General features: G+C 36.8%; 18 protein-coding genes. 13 read left to right on the top strand and 5 right to left on the bottom strand.

The window, feature by feature from the left end:
• Positions 1-115 precede the first annotated feature (115 nt).
• Positions 116-1,051 (top strand): malate dehydrogenase, encoded by a 936-nt coding sequence (gene mdh / locus ACK4R1_RS11840; protein WP_409687140.1) that lies wholly within the window; start codon positions 116-118, stop codon positions 1,049-1,051.
• Positions 1,052-1,277: 226 nt separating this feature from the next.
• On the top strand, positions 1,278-4,250 hold the full coding sequence (secDF, locus tag ACK4R1_RS11835) for a protein translocase subunit SecDF (RefSeq protein WP_409687137.1): 2,973 nt from the start codon (positions 1,278-1,280) through the stop codon (positions 4,248-4,250).
• Positions 4,251-4,315: 65 nt separating this feature from the next.
• Here secDF and ACK4R1_RS11830 read toward each other — a convergent pair whose 3' ends face one another.
• The 5 genes from ACK4R1_RS11830 to ACK4R1_RS11810 all read right to left on the bottom strand — a co-directional run bounded on the left by ACK4R1_RS11830 (position 4,316) and on the right by ACK4R1_RS11810 (position 8,557).
• Positions 4,316-4,696 (bottom strand): DUF4258 domain-containing protein, encoded by a 381-nt coding sequence (locus ACK4R1_RS11830; protein ID WP_409687134.1) that lies wholly within the window; start codon positions 4,694-4,696, stop codon positions 4,316-4,318.
• Between the two features lie 220 nt (positions 4,697-4,916).
• A complete protein-coding gene (locus ACK4R1_RS11825) occupies positions 4,917-6,110 on the bottom strand; it encodes an alanine dehydrogenase (protein ID WP_409687131.1) in 1,194 nt (397 codons plus the stop codon).
• Between the two features lie 44 nt (positions 6,111-6,154).
• On the bottom strand, positions 6,155-6,562 hold the full coding sequence (gene tsaE / locus ACK4R1_RS11820; protein ID WP_409687128.1) for a tRNA (adenosine(37)-N6)-threonylcarbamoyltransferase complex ATPase subunit type 1 TsaE: 408 nt from the start codon (positions 6,560-6,562) through the stop codon (positions 6,155-6,157).
• A gap of 85 nt (positions 6,563-6,647) precedes the next feature.
• Positions 6,648-8,201, bottom strand: a complete 1,554-nt coding sequence (locus tag ACK4R1_RS11815; RefSeq protein ID WP_409687125.1) for a PglZ domain-containing protein — start codon at positions 8,199-8,201, stop codon at positions 6,648-6,650.
• Between the two features lie 152 nt (positions 8,202-8,353).
• Positions 8,354-8,557 carry a DUF2892 domain-containing protein gene (locus ACK4R1_RS11810; RefSeq protein WP_409687123.1) on the bottom strand — a complete coding sequence of 68 codons (204 nt, stop codon included), beginning with the start codon at positions 8,555-8,557 and terminating at the stop codon, positions 8,354-8,356.
• Between the two features lie 117 nt (positions 8,558-8,674).
• Between ACK4R1_RS11810 and ACK4R1_RS11805 the strand changes: the two genes are divergently transcribed.
• The 11 genes from ACK4R1_RS11805 to ACK4R1_RS11755 all read left to right on the top strand — a co-directional run bounded on the left by ACK4R1_RS11805 (position 8,675) and on the right by ACK4R1_RS11755 (position 19,692).
• Positions 8,675-9,307, top strand: coding sequence for a Crp/Fnr family transcriptional regulator (locus tag ACK4R1_RS11805; RefSeq protein WP_409687120.1), 633 nt, complete (start codon positions 8,675-8,677; stop codon positions 9,305-9,307).
• 133 nt (positions 9,308-9,440) lie between these two features.
• Positions 9,441-10,859 (top strand): MBL fold metallo-hydrolase, encoded by a 1,419-nt coding sequence (locus tag ACK4R1_RS11800; protein ID WP_409687117.1) that lies wholly within the window; start codon positions 9,441-9,443, stop codon positions 10,857-10,859.
• Positions 10,860-10,868: 9 nt separating this feature from the next.
• The gene (locus ACK4R1_RS11795; protein ID WP_409687114.1) at positions 10,869-11,072 is read left to right on the top strand and encodes a hypothetical protein; all 204 of its coding nucleotides are present in this window, start codon (positions 10,869-10,871) and stop codon (positions 11,070-11,072) included.
• Positions 11,065-11,370 (top strand): thioredoxin, encoded by a 306-nt coding sequence (gene trxA, locus ACK4R1_RS11790; protein ID WP_409687306.1) that lies wholly within the window; start codon positions 11,065-11,067, stop codon positions 11,368-11,370. Before ACK4R1_RS11795 ends, trxA begins: the two co-directional genes overlap by 8 nt.
• Positions 11,371-11,376: 6 nt before the next feature.
• On the top strand, positions 11,377-11,643 hold the full coding sequence (locus ACK4R1_RS11785) for a heavy-metal-associated domain-containing protein (protein WP_409687111.1): 267 nt from the start codon (positions 11,377-11,379) through the stop codon (positions 11,641-11,643).
• A gap of 2 nt (positions 11,644-11,645) precedes the next feature.
• The gene (locus ACK4R1_RS11780) at positions 11,646-11,846 is read left to right on the top strand and encodes a DUF6132 family protein (RefSeq protein ID WP_409687108.1); all 201 of its coding nucleotides are present in this window, start codon (positions 11,646-11,648) and stop codon (positions 11,844-11,846) included.
• 120 nt (positions 11,847-11,966) lie between these two features.
• Positions 11,967-12,167 (top strand): hypothetical protein, encoded by a 201-nt coding sequence (locus ACK4R1_RS11775; protein WP_409687105.1) that lies wholly within the window; start codon positions 11,967-11,969, stop codon positions 12,165-12,167.
• A 111-nt stretch (positions 12,168-12,278) separates the two neighbouring features.
• Positions 12,279-13,877, top strand: coding sequence for a hypothetical protein (locus ACK4R1_RS11770; protein ID WP_409687102.1), 1,599 nt, complete (start codon positions 12,279-12,281; stop codon positions 13,875-13,877).
• A 141-nt stretch (positions 13,878-14,018) separates the two neighbouring features.
• The gene (locus tag ACK4R1_RS11765; protein WP_409687099.1) at positions 14,019-15,326 is read left to right on the top strand and encodes a TolC family protein; all 1,308 of its coding nucleotides are present in this window, start codon (positions 14,019-14,021) and stop codon (positions 15,324-15,326) included.
• Between the two features lie 42 nt (positions 15,327-15,368).
• Complete coding sequence (locus ACK4R1_RS11760; RefSeq protein WP_409687096.1) at positions 15,369-16,454, top strand: efflux RND transporter periplasmic adaptor subunit; 1,086 nt, start codon at positions 15,369-15,371, stop codon at positions 16,452-16,454.
• A gap of 46 nt (positions 16,455-16,500) precedes the next feature.
• Entirely contained in the window at positions 16,501-19,692 is a 3,192-nt protein-coding gene (locus ACK4R1_RS11755; protein ID WP_409687093.1) for an efflux RND transporter permease subunit, read from the top strand.
• Position 19,693: the final 1 nt, after the last annotated feature.

The following is a 19,693-nucleotide window of genomic DNA, read 5'->3' as shown; positions in this document are numbered from 1 at the left end:
CCTTTTTGTTTTTAGCTGAAAGCCCTTCGACAAGCTCAGGGTGACAAACAAAAAGATTGCAACGGAAAGCGGGATTAGCTTCAAAAAAAAGAAACAAACAACAAATATTATACAAATGAAAGTTACGATTGTAGGAGCAGGAAACGTTGGGGCAACATGTGCCGATGCGATTGCTTACAGAAGAATTGCCAGCGAAATTGTGTTGGTAGATATTAGAGAAGGTTTTGCAGAAGGAAAAGCATTAGACATCACGCAAACGCAAACGACTTTAGGCTTTAATACCAAAGTGGTCGGAAGTACGAATGATTATGCTAAAACTGCCGGAAGTGATGTGGTAGTAATTACCTCGGGAATTCCGAGAAAGCCGGGTATGACTCGTGAAGAGTTAATTGGTATTAATGCCGGAATCGTGAAATCGGTGGCGGAAAATTTATTGCAAAATTCACCTAATGCCATTTTTGTAATAGTGTCTAATCCAATGGATACGATGACTTATTTGACTTATAAATCTTTAGGTTTACCAAAAAACAGAATCATCGGTATGGGTGGTACTTTAGACAGTTCGCGTTTTAAAACGTATTTGTCTTTGGCGCTTGACAAACCTGCGAATGATATTCAAGGAATGGTAATTGGCGGTCATGGTGATACGACTATGATTCCGTTAACGAGATTGGCTTCTTATAACGGAGTACCGGTTTCTCAGTTTTTATCGGAAGATGAATTGACCAAAGTAGCTGCGGATACTATGGTTGGTGGTGCCACTTTGACAGGATTGTTAGGAACTTCTGCTTGGTATGCACCGGGTGCTTCGGTAGCTTATTTGGTGGATGCGATTTTGAATGACCAACACAAAATGATTCCGTGTTCAGTATACTTAGAAGGCGAATATGGTCAAAGCGATATTTGTATTGGTGTGCCTTGTATCATTGGTAAAAACGGTATTGAAAAGATTGTGGACATCAACCTGAATGACGCTGAAAAAGCTTTATTTGCTAAGAGTGCCGATGCGGTTCGCAACATGAACAATGACTTAAAATCTCATTTGGGATAATATATTAAGGTAAGACGAAAAAGAGGCTGCAAACTTTGCAGTCTTTTTTTTGATATTAATGATGAAAATATTGGTTAATCTTATCTATAATTATATATTTGCACGTTTCATAAAAAAGGGAATTGTTGTAAATTCAATACTTTAACGTATAATGTTTTGAATTTCAATGGTTTTTTGCTTTATGAGTAACAATAACAAAACAAGAATTAATTAATTTTTAGTAATAATGCAGAATAAAGGACTAGTTAAATTTTTTGCAATTCTATTTGCATTGGTAAGTATCTACCAACTTTCGTTCACTTTTGTGGCTAATAAAGTTAAAGATGATGCCAAAAACTTTGCAGGAGGAAATCCTGAAAAAGAAATCAGATATCTTGACTCGATAGGAAAAGAAAAAGTTTTTCTTGATTTTTTCACGTATAATGACGTGAAAGACAAACAGATTAACAAAGGTCTTGACCTTGAAGGAGGAATTCAAGTAATTCTTCAGATTTCGGTAAAAGATGTTTTGGTACAATTATCAAACAATTCCAAAAACCCTATTTTCAACAAGTCATTGGAAGATGCAAAGTTGAATCAAAAAGGAAATCAATCTTATTTAGACGCTTTCTTTGAAGCGTTTGAGGCCAATAAAGGAACTACAAAATTAGCGTCTCCGGATATTTTTGCTAACAGAAACTTTGACGACCAAGAGTTAAATTTCAACTCTACTGATGCACAAGTGCAAAAAGTATTGAGAAGAAAAGTGGATGAGTCTGTTGAATCTGCTTTTGGCGTATTGAGAAGTCGTATCGATAAATTCGGTGTAACGCAGCCAAACATTGCTAAGTTAGGACAAACCGGTAGAATCTTAATTGAATTACCAGGTGCGAAAGACGTTGACCGTATTAAGAAATTAGTATCGAGCAAAGCAGAGTTGGAGTTTTGGGAAACTTTCAAAGCGGAAGAGTTAGGTGGATTCCTTCAACAAGCCAATGAATCTTTGAAAGCCACTGTAAAAGTTGATGAAAAAGTAGAAGCTGTTAAAGCAGAAGATTCACTTAGCAAATTATTGACAGACAAATCAGCAGATTCTACTGCTGCCAAAAAAGGAAACAATCCATTGTTTGACAAATTTGTTTCTATTGGTGGTGGACCAATCTTAGCGATTGTAAATACCAAAGATACTGCAGCGGTTAATGGTTATTTGAAACGTAATGAAATCAAAGCTTTATTACCAGGAGACAAACGTTTCGCCAAATTTGTTTGGGGTAAGCCGGTAACTAAGACTGATGCGAAAACTAAAAAAGAAACTACTACAGTTGATTTATACGCTTTAAAAGGAAACAAGGATGACGTTGCACCGTTAGGTGGTGGTGTTATTGTTGATGCAGGAGATACTTTTGACCAAATGGGTAAGCCAGCCGTTTCTATGCAAATGAATGGTGCCGGAGCAAAAGAATGGGAAAGATTAACGAATAATGCTTACACTCAAAAAGGTTTCATAGCCATTGCTTTAGATGACGTAGTATATTCTGCGCCTGGAGTAACTTCGGGACCAATTTCAGGTGGAAGATCTGAAATCACAGGAAGTTTTGATGTAGCGGAAACTAAAGATTTAGCCAACGTTTTAAGAGCTGGTAAACTACCTGCGACTGCAGAAATTATTCAATCGGAAATTGTTGGGCCTTCCTTAGGAGAAATTGCTATTAATGCAGGATTGACTTCTTCTATTGTAGGATTCTTATTGGTATGTTTATGGATGGTGTTCTATTACGGTAGAGCTGGTTGGTATGCTAATGCAGCCTTGTTATTAAACTTACTTTTCTTATTTGGTGTAATGGCCAGTTTTGGTTTCGTACTAACATTACCTGGTATCGCCGGTATCGTGTTAACTTTAGGAACTGCGGTTGATGCCAACATTATTATCTATGAAAGAGCCAAAGAAGAATTACGCGAAGGAAAAACTTTAGCCGAAGCAGTAAAATCTTCTTACGGATGGAAAGGTGCTATGCGTTCGATTATTGATGCTAACGTAACTCACGTTTTGACCGGAGCTATTTTATATACTTTTGGAACAGGACCAATCAAAGGTTTTGCACTTACTTTGTTAATCGGTATTTTTACGTCATTATTTACTTCCATCTTTATTGCAAGAATTTTTATTGATAGAGATATCGCCAAAAACAGAAGTTTAATGTTCTGTACACCATTGACTAAAAACTGGTTTACCGGTTTCCATTTTGATTTTATCAAAGTTAGAAAATGGTCTTATATTTTCTCTACATTAGTCGTTATTGGAAGTTGTGTTTCTTTTGCTGTTAATGGTTTAGATGAAGGTGTTGACTTCGTTGGAGGAAGAACTTTCCAAGTGAAATTCGACAAGCCGGTAGAAGCAACTAAAGTATCTGAGGAATTGTCTGCTGTTTTTGGAGTAGCGGTGGAAGCCAAAGTTTTTGGAGATGACAACCAATTGAAATTGACCACTAAATACAAAATCAAAGAAGATGGTGTTGAAGTTGACAAAGAAGTAAATGAGAAGTTGCACAATTCATTAAAAAAATATTACACCGAAAATATTTCTTATGAAAAATTTATCAATACTTATGATGGAAAAAAAGTAGGCGTATTGCAAGCCTCTAAAGTTGGCGCAGCTATTTCTGCGGATATTAAAACCAACTCATTCTGGGCAGTTATTGGCGCTATGTTAGTGGTTGGATTGTACTTGGTAATCTCTTTCCGTAAATGGCAGTATTCATTGGGTGCTATTGGTGCTATCTTACACGATGTTATCTTTGTACTAGGATTATATTCTTTATTGTACAAATACATGCCTTTCCACATGGAAATGGATCAACACTTTATTGCGGCTATCTTAACGGTTATTGGTTACTCGATGAATGATACTGTAATTGTATTTGACAGGGTTAGAGAGTTCTTAGCCGGAAACATTAAAGGTAATTTTAAGGATGTAGTAAATGCATCTATTAACACTACACTTTCAAGAACAATCAACACGTCATTTACGATGATTATAGTGTTGTTAATCATGTTCGTCTTCGGTGGAGATTCAATCAGAGGATTTATCTTCGCTATGTTGGTGGGTATTTTTGTTGGAACTTATTCTTCTTTATTCATTGCAACTCCGATTGTATATGATACTATGAGCAAGAAACAAGTTGAAGAAATCGAAAGCCGTCACACCGGAAATCAAGCATAGTTTTAAATTATATACATAAAAAAGGGTTGTCAAATTGACAACCCTTTTTTTATTGAACTCTTTTATTATTCTTTTGTTTCGATAATATTTTTTAAAACTGCTTTATCCGAAAAATTAACAACTTCTATCGTAATCTTTTTTTGCTTTTTATTTTGACCTTCAATAACATATAGCTTTCCGCCGTCCATTGGTTTGTTACTTTTGTCAAAATCTACATCGCCATGGGTAAGTATGTTTTTGATGTCTGTTTTATCGGCTAAACCTTCACTCATTTGCTTACTCGCTATCGAATCGTAATGGAAAGGTTTGTTCCTGAGGTCATTTAAAACTCGAGCGTTTGGAAAGTAATTGCATCTTGTATCTTTTCCGCTAAGCACCATAGCTACAAAAAACAACCCGATGACAAAACCTACTAAGTAATAGGCTAATCTTTGGTAAAATTTCATATATAATATTTATTGTTTTTAATAGATTATATGGAATAGCCATAGTTTTTTGATTTTATTCAACAACTAAGTATTGTGGCTATTTCATTTTGATTAATTTTTTTATTTAACTTCGTTCCGTTCGCCTTAGCGGCTCGGGTACATACAGTTCGTACCTAAAGGTCTCGAGTGGCAAAAGTAATCAATGTTCGATATTCAATAAATGAAAAGAAGATTTATTTTAGAATACAATTAAGTTGATGTCGTTATCAGGAAGATTAAACCAATCGCCAATGGCTTTGTTGGTCAAAATCCCGTGATACAGATAAACACCATTTTTCAGGCCTTTGTTGCAGCGAATAGCACTTTCAATACCGCCATCTTCCGCTATTTGAAGTAAATAAGGAGTGATGATGTTACTGATAGAAAGCGAAGCCGTTTTAGAATAACGCGAAGGAATATTCGGAACGCAATAATGAATGATATTATTTTTAATAAAGGTTGGATTTTCATGTGTGGTCACTTCCGAAGTTTCAAAACAGCCACCGGTATCAATACTCACATCGACAATCACAGCCCCTTTTTTCATGTGTTCGACCATAGTTTCGGTAACCACAACCGGACAGCGTTCTTTACCTCGCATCGCGCCAATAGCTACATCACATCTTCTGAGTGCTTTTAATAAAGATTTGGGTTGTATGGTAGAAGTGAAGATTCTTTGGTTTAAATTATTTTGCAAACGACGTAATTTGGTTATTGAATTGTCAAATACTTTGACATTGGCACCCAAACCTAAAGCAGTTTTTGCCGCAAATTCACCTACAGTTCCGGCACCAAGAATGACTACATCGGTTGGTGGAACTCCGGTAATATTACCAAGTAATAATCCTTTTCCAAATTGGTTGTTAATCATTAACTCGGCTGCGATAAGTACGGAAGCAGTTCCGGCAATTTCACTTAAAGATTTCACCGCCGGATAAGAGCCGTCTTCATCTTTAATGTACTCAAAAGCCAAAGCCGTGATTTTTTTCTTAGTTAAAGCTTCGAAGTATTCTTTTTTTCTGGTTTTTAATTGGATGGCCGAAATCACTATTGCATTAGTATTGACCATCGCTATTTCTTCCATAGTCAGAGGCTCAACCTTTAATATCATTGGACAACTCAAGACCTTCTTAGTATCTTTGGTAATGGTTGCTCCGGCATCGCTAAACTCTTTGTCGGTATAACTCGAACTCAATCCGGCACCTGATTCAATCATTACTTTATGTCCGTGTGAAGTCAATGAATTTACCGCATCAGGTGTTAAGCAAATACGTCTTTCTTGGTATGAAGTCTCTTTGGGAATACCAATAAAAAGTTCACTTTTATGACGATAGACTTCTAATTTTTCCTCTTGAGGTAAAAGTTGTTGCTTAGTGAATGGGGTTAAGGACATAATCTGTGATTGAATTTAGCCCGAAATTACGAAAATTTATCTAATTACGTTAACCTTAAATCTCTTTTGCCTTCCACAGTAATCGATAAGTTAATCGTAGAGAAATCTTCAGGAAGTAAATTCGGAATCTTCTCTGCCCATTCGATAAAACACCAATGACCGGAATACAAGTACTCATCGATGCCCATATCTAAAGCTTCGGCTTCTGATTTTAATCGGTATACATCAAAATGATATACAAATTGATTGTCCTCCGTTTGATATTCATTTACTAAGGAAAACGTAGGACTGCTAGTAGCATCTTTCACGCCTAGTTCTTTCGCCAAAGCCTTGATTAATGTAGTTTTGCCAACGCCCATATTGCCGTGAAAAAGAATAACTTTGTTGGGTTTTTCGGCTAAAATTTTTTGAGCAACTTCTTGTATTTCGTCAATTGAAAAGATGATTTCCATATGTAATAGTAATTAGTAATTAGTAATTAGTGAATAGTAATTGGTAAAACTGCTAATTACCAATTACTATTCACTAATCACTTCTTTATTTCGGATTAAATACTAAAAACGGTACAATCATTTCTTCGAGCGAAATACCGCCGTGTTGGTAAGTATTTCGGTAATAACTCACGTAATGATTGTAGTTGTTTACATAGGCCAAAAATAAATCATTTTTAGCAAAAATGTAAGAACTGCTCATGTTGATGGTTGGTAATCCAATTTTTTTCGGATCTCTTACGGCATAAACTTCTTTGTCTTCATAGGTCAAACTTCGTCCGGTTTTGTATCTTAAATTCAAACTGGTGTTTTTATCTCCAATTACTTTCGATGGATTCTTTACGTTAATTGTTCCGTGGTCAGTTGTAATAATCAATTTAAAACCTAACTTCTGAGCTTGTTGGATGATTTCCAAAAGTGGAGAATTTTTAAACCAACTCAAAGTTAATGAGCGATAGGCTTTGTCATCCGAGGCCAATTCTTTAACAACATCCATTTCGGTTTTGGCGTGTGAAAGCATATCGACAAAGTTGTAAACTACCGTAACCAATTGATTGTCTTTTAATCCTTTAAAGTTTTCAGCTAGTTTTTTACCGCTGGCTAAATTGGTGATTTTAAAATAATCTTGTTTGATGTTTAAGCCTAAACGCTTCAAATGTGCGGTTAAAAATTCGGCTTCATATAAATTTTTTCCGCCTTCTTCTACATCATTCTTCCAATATTGCGGAAACTGTTTTTCCATTTCCAAAGGCGTTAAACCCGAGAAAATAGAGTTTCGGGCGTATTGTGTAGCGGTTGGTAAACTGGCATAATAAGGGATTTCTTTTTCTAATTTATAATGATTCGCTACAATATTTTCCATCGCTTTCCATTGGTCATAACGAAGGTTGTCAATCACGACGAATAGAACCGGTTTATCTTTTTTAACCAATTCAGGAACCACTAGTTCTCTGAAAAGCGTGTGCGATTGAATCGGTTTGTCTGCCTTAGGTTCGAACCAATCTTCATAGTTTCGTTCTATGAATTTCCCAAATTGTACATTGGCTTCGACTTTTTGGCTTTCCAAAATTTCAAACATACTTTGGTCGTTGATGTTTTCCAATTCCAGTTCCCAAAACAAGAGTTTTTTATACAATTCTACCCAATCTTCATAGCTGTTGACCATCGCCATTTCCATCGCGATTTTGCGGAATTCTTTTTGGTAATCCAAAGTGGTTTTTTCCGAAACTAATCTTGAATGGTCTAAGTTTTTCTTTAAACTCAACAAAATCTGATTCGGGTTCACCGGTTTGATTAAGTAATCGGCAATCTTAGAACCAATGGCTTCTTCCATGATATATTCTTCCTCACTTTTGGTAATCATTATCACCGGTGTTGAAGACTTTTTCTCTTTCATTTCTGACAAGGTTTCCAAACCGCTCATTCCCGGCATGTTCTCATCTAAAAAAACAATGTCAAAATTACCATCTTCATAAGCATCAATGGCATCACGACCATTATTGTAAGTGGTGACATTATAGTTTTTGTTTTCTAAAAATAAGATGTGTGGTTTTAGTAAATCAATCTCATCATCAACCCAAAGTATTTTGATTTTGTCCATAAGTACATTTAATTTTTGTGCAAATTACTATTTATAAAACGCAGTAATATTAAAATTATTATAAAATATGGAAATCTTTTGTTGATGAAATTAAGCAATAAAAAACCACTTCTGTGACAGAAGTAGTTTGGTATGCGATAAATTAAATGTTGTTATTTTGTTTTACAAGTATTGATGCCCAATAGTGGATAAAGCGGACAAAAACTCACCAAACTAGTTAGCAAAAAGATAACACCAAACGCTAATAACACATAGCCTAAGGTTCCTGTAACCATTCCGCTAAAATATAAATAAGCAAATACGGCGGCAAAAATTACTCTGATGCCTTTGTCTAATGTTCCCATATTTTTCTTCATAATGAAATGTAATTTATTGGTTTATAGTCAGTAAAGTTACTCATTTCATTATTTTAATAAATGATTTTTATCATGTCCTTTTTTTAGTCGAAATTTACAAGACAAAATACCATCATCATGTTTGAATTACTCAAAGAAAGTTACGGTTTCATTTTTGAAGATAGTCTACTGGAGGAAATTGCAGAAGTATCTCAGCTTAGGACATTTGAAGAAGGCGATATATTGATAGACTTTGGCGATTATATCAAAAACATGCCGTTGTTGCTTTCGGGTGCGATTAAGATTCTTCGCGAAGATTTTGATGAAGGCGAATTGTTACTTTATTTTCTTGAAAAAGGCGATACTTGTGCGATGACCATGGCTTGTTGTTTGGGAGAAACCAAAAGCGAAATCCGTGCGGTGGCTGAAACCAAAGGCAAAGTAGTCATGATTCCGGTAGGCAAAATGGAAGAATGGCTCGGTAAATACAAAAGCTGGAGAAACTACGTTTTCAATAGTTATAATGAACGCCTCAAAGAAATGCTGATGGCTATTGACAATCTGGCTTTCATGAATATGGATGAAAGGCTTTACAATTACTTGTTAGACAAAGCCCAAATCAACAAAACCAATTCGATTCAAAATACCCATCAAGAGATTGCGTATGATTTACACACTTCTCGGGTTGTAATTTCCCGACTGTTAAAAGCACTCGAAAATGAAGGCAAAATCAAATTGCATCGTGCGGCCATTGAGCTAATCCGGCCATAAATTTAAATTCATGCTTGTGTAACTTTTGATACTGATTACCCCAATCGGTGTGACTACTTTTGTACTTGATTCAACTGATAATTATCATTCCGTATTAGGAAGTAGTGTAATACTTTTGAGGTAAACAAGAAATATGAAACTAGAACAAATTTATACCGGATGTTTAGCTCACGCAGCTTATTATTTGGAGTCCAATGGCGAGGTGGCCATTTTTGATCCTTTGCGAGAAGTGCAACCTTACATTGACCGTGCTCAGAAGGACAATGCCAAAATCAAATACGTTTTTGAAACGCATTTTCACGCTGATTTTGTTTCGGGTCATTTGGATTTGGCCCAAAAAGAAAATGCCATTATTGTTTACGGACCAACGGCCAAACCGGGATTCGAAGCTTTAGTAGCCAATGACAATCAGATTTTTGAAGTCGGCTTTTGTAAAGTAAAAGCGATTCATACGCCTGGTCATACCATGGAAAGCACCACGTATTTGGTAATTGATGAAAACGGAAAAGAACACGGCATCATCACCGGAGATACTTTGTTTATTGGTGATGTAGGCCGACCGGATTTGGCCCAACACGTGATTGCCGATTTAACCCAAGACAAGTTAGGGAGATTGCTTTATCATTCGCTCAGAGAAAAAATTATGCCTTTGTCGGATGACTTAATCGTTTATCCCAATCACGGTGCCGGAAGTGCTTGCGGTAAAATGATGAGCAAGGAAACCACCGATACTTTGGGCAACCAAAAACGAACCAATTATGCTCTAAATCCAAAATTAACCGAAGACGAATTCGTTATGGCATTGCTTACCGGATTGACCACGCCACCAGCCTATTTTCCAAAGAATGTACTGATGAATATTCAAGGCTATGAAAGTTTGGATAAAGTGATGCATCGTGGTCAAAAACCTCTTGACGCCAAGACTTTTGAAATGGTAGCCAATGAAACGCAAGCCTTGATTTTAGATACTAGAAAAGCAGCCGAATTTGCCAAAGGATTTATTCCAAACAGCATCAATATTGGTCTCGAAAGTAATTTCGCGATGTGGGTTGGCGAATTAATCCCTGATTTGCAACAAGAAATTCTTCTGGTTGCCGAAAACCATGAAAAAGTAGAAGAAGCCATCATCAGATTGTCCAGAGTAGGTTATGACCATACAATAGGTTATTTGGAAGGCGGATTTGAAGCTTGGACAAAAGCCGGAAAAGAAGTTGATACGGTCAATAGAATCTCAGCAGATGATTTAGCCATTTTGGAAGAAATACACCTGACTCCTGTTTTTGATGTCAGAAAGAAAAGCGAATTCGATTCTGAACATCTGGTAGGCGCAATTAATATTCCTTTAAACGAAATCAATCAGCATCTGTATGAGTTTCCAAAAGACAAACATTTTGTAATACATTGTTTGGGCGGTTATCGCAGTATGATTGCCGCTTCCATTTTGAAACAAAGAGGATTTGAGAATTTTGTAGATGTGATAGGTGGTTTTAACGAAATCAAGTTGACAAATTTGCCTATTACCAACTATGTTTGTCCAACCACTTTATTATAATTACAAACTATGAAAAGAATACTGTTTTCCAATTGGCACCTGATGCGTTATTTCAGATTGGTCTTTGCTTTGTTTCTTTTTTTTCAAGCTTATGAAACAAGACAATTGTTTTTTGTGGCTTTTGGGATTTTCTTTTTATTTCAAGCGATATTCAACCTAGGCTGTAGTTCCAATGGTTGTCAAGTAAATTATAAAAATCAAAATGATGAATAGTAGTTTTGATCAAATTATCAACTCAGAAAAACCAGTATTGATAGATTTTTTTGCCACTTGGTGCGGTCCATGTCAAATGCTAGGGCCTATATTAAAAGAAGTCAAAGACAGTCTTGGTGAACGAGTTTCCATCATAAAAGTCGATGTAGATAAAAACCAGGAATTGGCTGCAATGCAACAAGTTCGAGGTGTACCAACCATGATATTGTTTCAAAACGGAAAACAGCTTTGGAGGCAATCGGGTGTCTTGTCTAAAGAAGAAATTGTCAAAAATATTTTAGATAAATCCAATAATTAAATCGTTATGGAACAACAATTTGAAGTAGAGAATATTAAGTGTGGCGGTTGTATGAACAGTATCAAAACAGCTTTGCTTAGAATAGAAGGAGTTGAAGAAGTTACTATTCATAAAGACACTGATACCATAGTTTTGATTGGAAAGTTTCAAAGAAAATTAATTGTTGAAAAACTCAACGATTTAGGCTATCCCGAAAAAGGGAATAACACTTTGATTAGAAAAGTAAAATCTTATGTCAATTGCGCCATGGGCAGAATGAAAGAAACTAACTGATCATGAATAAAAAAACTTTAATCATTACTATAGTCGGCGTTATTGTAGGTGCAATTGGCGGCTATGCCTATTATCATTTTATAGGCTGTGCCAACGGAACTTGTGCCATCACCTCCAAACCATTGAATTCAACTTTATACGGAAGTCTGATGGGTGGATTGTTGTTTAATATCTTTACTCCCAAACCAAAGCAAGAGAATTGATAATGGTTTTTACCAATTGATTCTTAAGATAGTTTTAAGTTAAATTTTTGAGAGTCAATAGTTTTTAATATTACATTTATAACAGTAAAATAGATTAATTCACTAAATAAATTATAAAAGATGAGAAAATTAGTTTCCGCATTTGCCGCAGTAGCATTATTGTTTGCTATGAATGTTAACGCCAGTAATGGAGAACCAAAGCAAAAAAAGAAAAAGGCAAAAACCGAAAAATCAGCTACTACTGAAGAGAAAAAAGAATGCAGTACTGAGAAAAAAGCAGGTTGTTGCGCTTCGAAAAAAGCAGAAGATAAAAAAGCATAATAACCCTTTTTTATACGATTTAAAGCGTCCCATTTGGGGCGCTTTTTTTGTGTAACAAATGTTGCAGAACAACTAATTAAGATTAGGTAATTTTGAAGAAATATTATTATAATGAGACTACTTTACACCATACTGGTTTTGGTTTTTACCAATGCCCTTTTTTCCCAATCCAATTTTGATTACCAAGTGCAGTTCAATCCCATAGCCATTCCTAATTTCCCGGGTATACATTCGTTCGCATTTGCCCAGCATGAAGGAAAATGGTTAATCCTTGGCGGAAGACTTGACGGAATTCACGCCCGACAACCTTTTAATGCTTTTCCGGCATCAAATAACAATACCACTATTTATGTGGTTGATGTGTTGACAAATCAAGTTTGGTCAACTTCAGTAAATGTTTTGCCAACGGATTTAAAAGAGCAACTGCAAGCCACTAATTTCAACTTTTACCAAGACGAAAATACCCTTTACATTATTGGAGGTTATGCGTTTTCTGCCACCGCCAGTGATCATATCACATTCCATAAAATGACTTCGATTAACGTTTCGGGTTTAATCAATTCTGTGGTTAATGGTACTTCTATTTTAGGTCATTTCAAACAAATGACAAACGAGAATTTTGCCATTACCGGCGGACAATTAGGTAAAATAAACAATACGTTTTATTTAATCGGCGGACACCGTTTTGACGGAAGATACAATCCGATGAACAATCCAACATTTACCCAAACCTATTCCAATCAAATCAGAAAGTTTTCCATCGATAACTCCGGAACGCAATTGAGTATTTCCAATTACGAAGCCATAACCGATGCTCTTCATTTGCACCGAAGAGATTACAATCTGTTACCGCAAATTTTCCCCGATGGTTCGCAAGGCTATACCATTTCATCGGGTGTGTTTCAAATCAATGTCGATTTGCCATTTCTCTATCCGATAGATATTAAAGCCGATGGCTATTTTCCACAAACGACTTTCAACCAATATTTAAGCAACTATCACAGCGCCAAATCTTGTCTTTACGATGCAGCCGAAAATCGAATGCACAACCTCTTTTTTGGCGGAATCAGTCAGTACTATTACAACGGAAACACTTTGGTACAAGACAATAATGTGCCATTTGTCAATACCATCAGCCGAACTACTAGATTCGCCGATGGTTCTTTACAAGAATACCAATTACCCGAAACCATGCCGGCTTTAAAAGGTGCGAGTGCCGAATTTATCCCTAACAAATTATTACCGCATTACAGTAACGAAGTCATAAAACTCAGCGAGATTACCGCAAATGAATTTGTAATCGGCCACATTGTTGGCGGATTAACGAGTCCGAGTGCTAATCCGTTTACCGCCAATAACACTTCAACCACTTCTGCCAATGCAACTATTTATGAAGTGAAGCTAATTAGAAATACTCCATTAGGTGTTCAGGAAATCAATGGTAAAAATCCGTTTTCTATAACCGTTTCACCAAATCCGACAGACAGCAGTACAGTAAGAATCAATTTTAAAATGGCTTATGCAACTAACATTGATTATTTTGTCACTACTATGGACGGTAAAATTATTTTAGACGGAGAAATTACCGATGCTGAACAAGGCGAAAACACTATGAATTTTGAGTTGGATAATGTTTCAAATCAAACAGTTATCATCACTTTTATATTCGATAATAAGTTTTATGTTTCCCAAAAAGTGATTGTAAAATAAATCAAATAAATACCACTATTTTTTGAGTGCCTGAGAAATCAGGCATTTTTTTTTACCCAATGACTTCTGTAACAATTGTAACTGTACGCGCTTTTTTGCCACAGTATTTTTGCTTCATAATTCAGATAAACTATGATGAATATGAACAAGCAATTAGTAACCACAGGATTTTTATTTTTATCAATTTTAGGATTCAGTCAAGATACGTTGTCCATTTCTAAAAGCGATTTGAAACAAAAAATAACTGAAAAAAATCTGCAAATCAAAATCGCTGATCAAAACTACCAATCAGCTAAAGCGGATTACCGCCAATCCAACGCACTCTTTTTGCCCAATGTTACTATGTCCTACACCGGAATCTCAACCACCAATCCGTTGATGGCTTTTGGTTCCAAATTAAATCAGGAAATTCTAACCCAATCCGATTTCAATCCGACTTTGTTGAATGACCCGAAAGCCACGCAAAACTTTGCCACTAAAATCGAAATCCAACAACCGTTACTTAATGTTGACGGTATTTACGGCAGACAAGCCGCTAAAGCCAAAATGGAAGCTTTTCAACTGCAAACACAACGCACTCAGGAATATTTAGAATTAGAAGTATCCAAAGCGTATATGCAATTACAATTGGCTTACAAAGCGGTTACTGTTTTGACGAAAGCGGAAACCACAGCTAAAGCCAATTTGAAATTGGTTGATAATTATTTCAAACAAGGTTTGTTACAAAAAACGGATGTATTAAATGTTCAAGTTCGAGTAAACGATATTTCAAATCAATTGCAATACGCTAAAAGTAACGTTCAGAATGCCTCGGATTATTTGGCTTTTTTACTCAATGAAGATACGCAAGGCAAAACCTTTAAACCTTCAGAAGAACTGGAAAATACCATTCAAGTAGAAGCGATAAACAACCAATTATCCGAGAATAGAAAAGACATTCAAGCGATGCAAAAATCCTCGGAAGCTTATCAAAAAATGATGGTCATGAGCAAAATGAATTTTTTGCCAAGATTAAACGCTTTCGGAAGTTATGAATTGTATGATAGCCAGTTTTTAGGTACCGCAGCCAAAGGATATTTGGTCGGAGCACAATTGTCTTGGAATGTTTTCGACGGTTACAAATCTATTGGAAAGTACGACAAAGCCAAAGCCGATTTCCAAAAAGCCACCATCGAAACCGAACAATACAAAAAGCAAAGCCAGTTGGAACTGAACAAAACCAATCGCCAACTAAAAGATGTCGAGAACAAAGTAAGTCTGTCACAATTAGCTTTCGAACAATCGCAAGAAGCCTATCGCATTCGCCAAAATCGTTTCACCCAAGGTTTAGAAAAAACGACCGATTTATTGACCGCAGAAACCCAAATGATTCAAAAAGAATTAGAGCATTTGCAAGCGGTTTTTGAGTACAATTTCACCAAACAGTATTTACAGTTTTTGACCCAATAGTATTAAGATTTAAGTATTAAGACAATTATAAAACAGAACAACATGAACAATAAAATAATAACCACGCTATTGCTATCGACTTTCTTATTCTTTTCTTGTGGAAAAGACCGAAAAGCAATAACAGATAATGCAACAGCTATTCCAGTAAAAGTAAGCGGAATGACTGCACAAAGCAACGGTGCTTTCGTAACGGCCAGTGGCAAAATTGAAGCCGAAAACAGTGCCAATGTCAGTACAAGAATGATGGGTTTTGTAACCAAAATGCATGTGAAAGTCGGACAAAAAGTTAGCGCCGGACAATTATTGGTCAGCATCAACAACACCGATTTACAAGCCAAAAAAGCCCAAGCAGACGCTTCGATTTTACAAGCAACCGCTGCTTTTAATAATGCCAAAAAAGACTACGAAAGATTCACGGCCTTGTTCAACCAACAAAGCGCGTCTCAAAAAGAACTAGATGATATGACTTCGCGTTACGAAATGACCAAAGCCGGATTGGAAGCGGCTAAACAAATGCGAAACGAAGTTTTAGCACAATTCAATTACAGTAATATAAGCGCGCCGTTTTCGGGTGAAGTGACCAATACTTTTGTCAAAGAAGGCGATATGGCCAATCCCGGAATGCCGTTGGTGAGTATTGAAGGCGTTTCGAGATTGCAAGTAACCGCTATGGTTTCAGAAAGTGATATTTTAAACATTCAAAACGGAATGACGGTAAAAGTTTTGGTAAAATCCATCAACAAAGAAGTAGCCGGAAAAGTCATTGAAGTGAGCAGTTCGGCTAAAAATACGGGCGGACAGTATTTGGTTAAAGTCAGTTTAAACCAATTGGATAAAGCGATATTGTCCGGAATGTTTGTCAATGTTCAATTTCCTGTGGCCAATAAAACGCAAACCACTACCAAAACCGATAAAGTTTTAGTGCCCGAAAGCGCCTTAGTAAAACAAGGCCAACTCACCGGAATTTATACCATCGGCAACGGTAACAAAGCCATTTTAAGATGGTTACGCATCGGAAAATCCTTCGGAAATCAAGTAGAAGTGTTGTCAGGATTATCGGCTGAGGAACAATACATCGTTTCTGCTGAAGGTAAATTGTTCAACGGAGCAAAAGTGAAATTGAACTAACTCATTTTCAAATTTTCAAATCATCACATTTTCAAATTCAAAAAAAATGCAAGAAGGTATATCAGGTAAAATCGCCCATTTTTTCATCAATTCGAAGTTAACGATACTGTTAATGGTAGGATTAATGATCATAGGCGTATACAGTTCGTTTCTGATTCCAAGAGAAGAAGAACCACAAATCAATGTGCCGATGGCCGACGTAATGGTGGGTTATCCTGGTGCGAGTCCGAGTGAAGTCGAAAGTCGCGTAGTCAAACCATTGGAGAAAATTTTGTCCAATATCAAAGGCGTAGAACACGTGCACAGTATGGCGATGAACGGTCAAGCGATGTTGATTGTTCAGTTTTATGTTGGGCAAGATGTAGAACGCTCCTATGTTAAATTATACGACGAGTTGGCCAAACACGAGAATATGTTTCCGCAAGGCGTTTACAAACCGATGGTGAAAACCCGTTCAATCGACGATGTTCCGATGTTGGGATTAACCTTGTGGAGCGAAAAATTAAACGATTTTGAAATCCGTCAAATTGCGGAAGAAGTCACTTCGGAAATAGAGAAAGTCAAAGATGTAGCCATCACCAAAGAAATCGGCGGCAGAAACCGCGAGGTGAAAGTGGTGTTAGACAAAGATAAAATGGCCGAAAATGGCGTGGATGCGTTAAGCATTATGCAAATGATTCAAGCCAACAATGGCAGCTCGCAATCGGGCAGTTTTGTTTCGGCTGATAGAGAATATTTGGTAACTACAGGAGAATTTTTGAAATCTTCAGAAGATATTGAAAACTTGGTGGTTGGCGTCAATGCCAATTTGCCGGTGTATTTAAAACAAGTCGCTTCAGTGCAAGATGGACCGTCAACACCTAGAAGTTATGTGTCTTTTGGTTATGGTAAAGCCAATGAAAAATTCGCTAAAAACAATTCGGAATATCCGGCCGTAACGATTTCTATCGGTAAAGTAAAAGGTGCTGATGCGATGAAAATTTCGGAAAAGATTTTGGAGAAAGTCGAGCATTTAAAACAAACCATTATCACTGATGATGTCCATGTAGAAGTAACCCGTAATTACGGAGAAACGGCTTCAGATAAAGTAGGCGAGTTATTGTTACACTTAGGAATCGCGATTATCGCCGTAACCATTTTAGTGATGTTAGCCATGGGCTGGCGCGGTGGTTTGGTGGTGTTCTTTTCAGTACCATTGACGTTTGCGTTGACTTTATTCGCGTACTATATGTTAGGCTATACGTTAAATCGTATCACTTTATTCGCCTTGGTTTTCGTAGTGGGCATTGTGGTAGACGACAGTATCATCATCGCTGAAAACATGCACCGTCACTTTAAAATGAAGCGACTACCGTTCAAACAAGCCGCGATTTATGCGATTAACGAAGTCGGAAATCCAACCATTTTAGCCACGTTCACAGTAATTGCAGCGATTTTGCCGATGGCGTTTGTATCCGGAATGATGGGGCCTTATATGAGTCCGATGCCGATTGGCGCTTCGATTGCGATGTTATTATCGTTGTTTGTAGCCTTAACGGTAACGCCATATTTGGGCTATCATTTATTACACGAAAAAGAAGAACAAGAGCAGAAAGCCGAACAAGGATTAGAAACGTCTTGGATTTACAAAGTATACAGCAAAATGGAACGTCCTTTCTTGGATAGTTCTAAAAAACGCCGTTTGATGTTAGGGATTACCGTATTGTTGCTTTTAGGTTCGGTATTGATGTTCTTTACCAAATCGGTTGCTGTGAAGATGTTGCCATTCGACAATAAAAACGAATTCCAAGTCGTAATCGACATGCCGGAAGGAACAACACTAGAAAGAACCGCTGCAGTAACTCAAGAAATTGCACAATACCTATCTACAGTTCCTGAAGTGGTGAATTACCAAAACTACATCGGTACATCGGCACCAATTACGTTTAACGGTTTGGTACGTCATTATGATATGCGTGGCGGCAGTAATATGGCGGATATTCAAGTGAATTTGTTGCACAAAGAAGAGCGCGATTTACAGAGTCATGACATCGCCAAAATCGTGCGTCCCGAAATCCAAAAGATTGCAAAAAAATACAATGCTAATGTAAAAATCATCGAGGTTCCGCCGGGACCGCCGGTATTGTCAACTTTGGTAGCTGAAATTTACGGTCCGGATTACAATGAGCAGATTAAAGTCGCCAACCAAGTCAAATCTATTTTAGAAAACACCACTGACATTGTTGATGTAGATTGGATGACCGAAGACAACCAAACCGAATACCGTTTGGAAGTCGATAAAGAAAAAGCCATGCTCAACGGAATCGCGCCACAACAAGTGGTAGGTAATTTGACCTATTTACTAAAAGAATATCCGGTTTCAAATTTATACGATGAAAATTCCAATGACAATGTTGGTATTGTTTTGTCATTAGATGATAAAGATAAAACGAGTTTGCAAGACATTCAAAGTCTAAAAATCAAAGGCAATCGTGGCAATGTAGTTCCGGTGAGTGATTTGGTGAAAGTGGTTAAAGATACTTTGCAAAAAACCATTTACCGCAAAGACCAAAAACGCGTCGTTTATGTAACGGCTGATATGGCCGGAGAATTGGAAAGTCCGGTATATGCAATTTTAGGGATGAATGAAAAACTCCAAAAAATGGAATTGCCTAAAGGCTATAAAGTCAATGAACTCTACATGGAACAACCATCTGATGAAAGTGATTTTACGGTAAAATGGGATGGCGAGTGGCAAATCACTTTGGAAGTGTTTCGCGATTTGGGCGCTGCTTTCTTAATCGTAATTGTCATTATTTACATGTTGATTGTAGGTTGGTTCCAGAATTTCAAAACACCAATGGTGATGATGATGGCGATTCCACTTTCGTTAGTCGGAATTGTTTTGGGACACTGGTTGTTGGGCGCATTTTTCACTGCGACATCCTTTATCGGTATGATTGCTTTAGCCGGAGTAATGGTACGAAATTCGGTCTTGCTCATCGACTTTATCGAGATTCGATTGAATGATGGTATTCCATTAAAACAGGCTATCATTGAAGCCGGAGCCGTTAGAACCACTCCAATTTTATTAACGACCGGAGCTGTGGTTATTGGAGCATCGATTATTTTATTCGACCCGATATTCCAAGGATTAGCGATTTCGTTAGTATTTGGAGCTATTGTTTCGACATTACTAACACTAATTGTAGTGCCTTTGATTTATTACATCACCGAAAGAAAAAAATGGGAAAATTAAT

The organism is Flavobacterium sp. (assembly GCF_046293665.1).
Classification (GTDB): Bacteria; Bacteroidota; Bacteroidia; order Flavobacteriales; family Flavobacteriaceae; genus Flavobacterium.
Note: the sequence above shows the minus strand (reverse complement) of the source record. Positions and strands in the feature narration are given on the sequence as shown.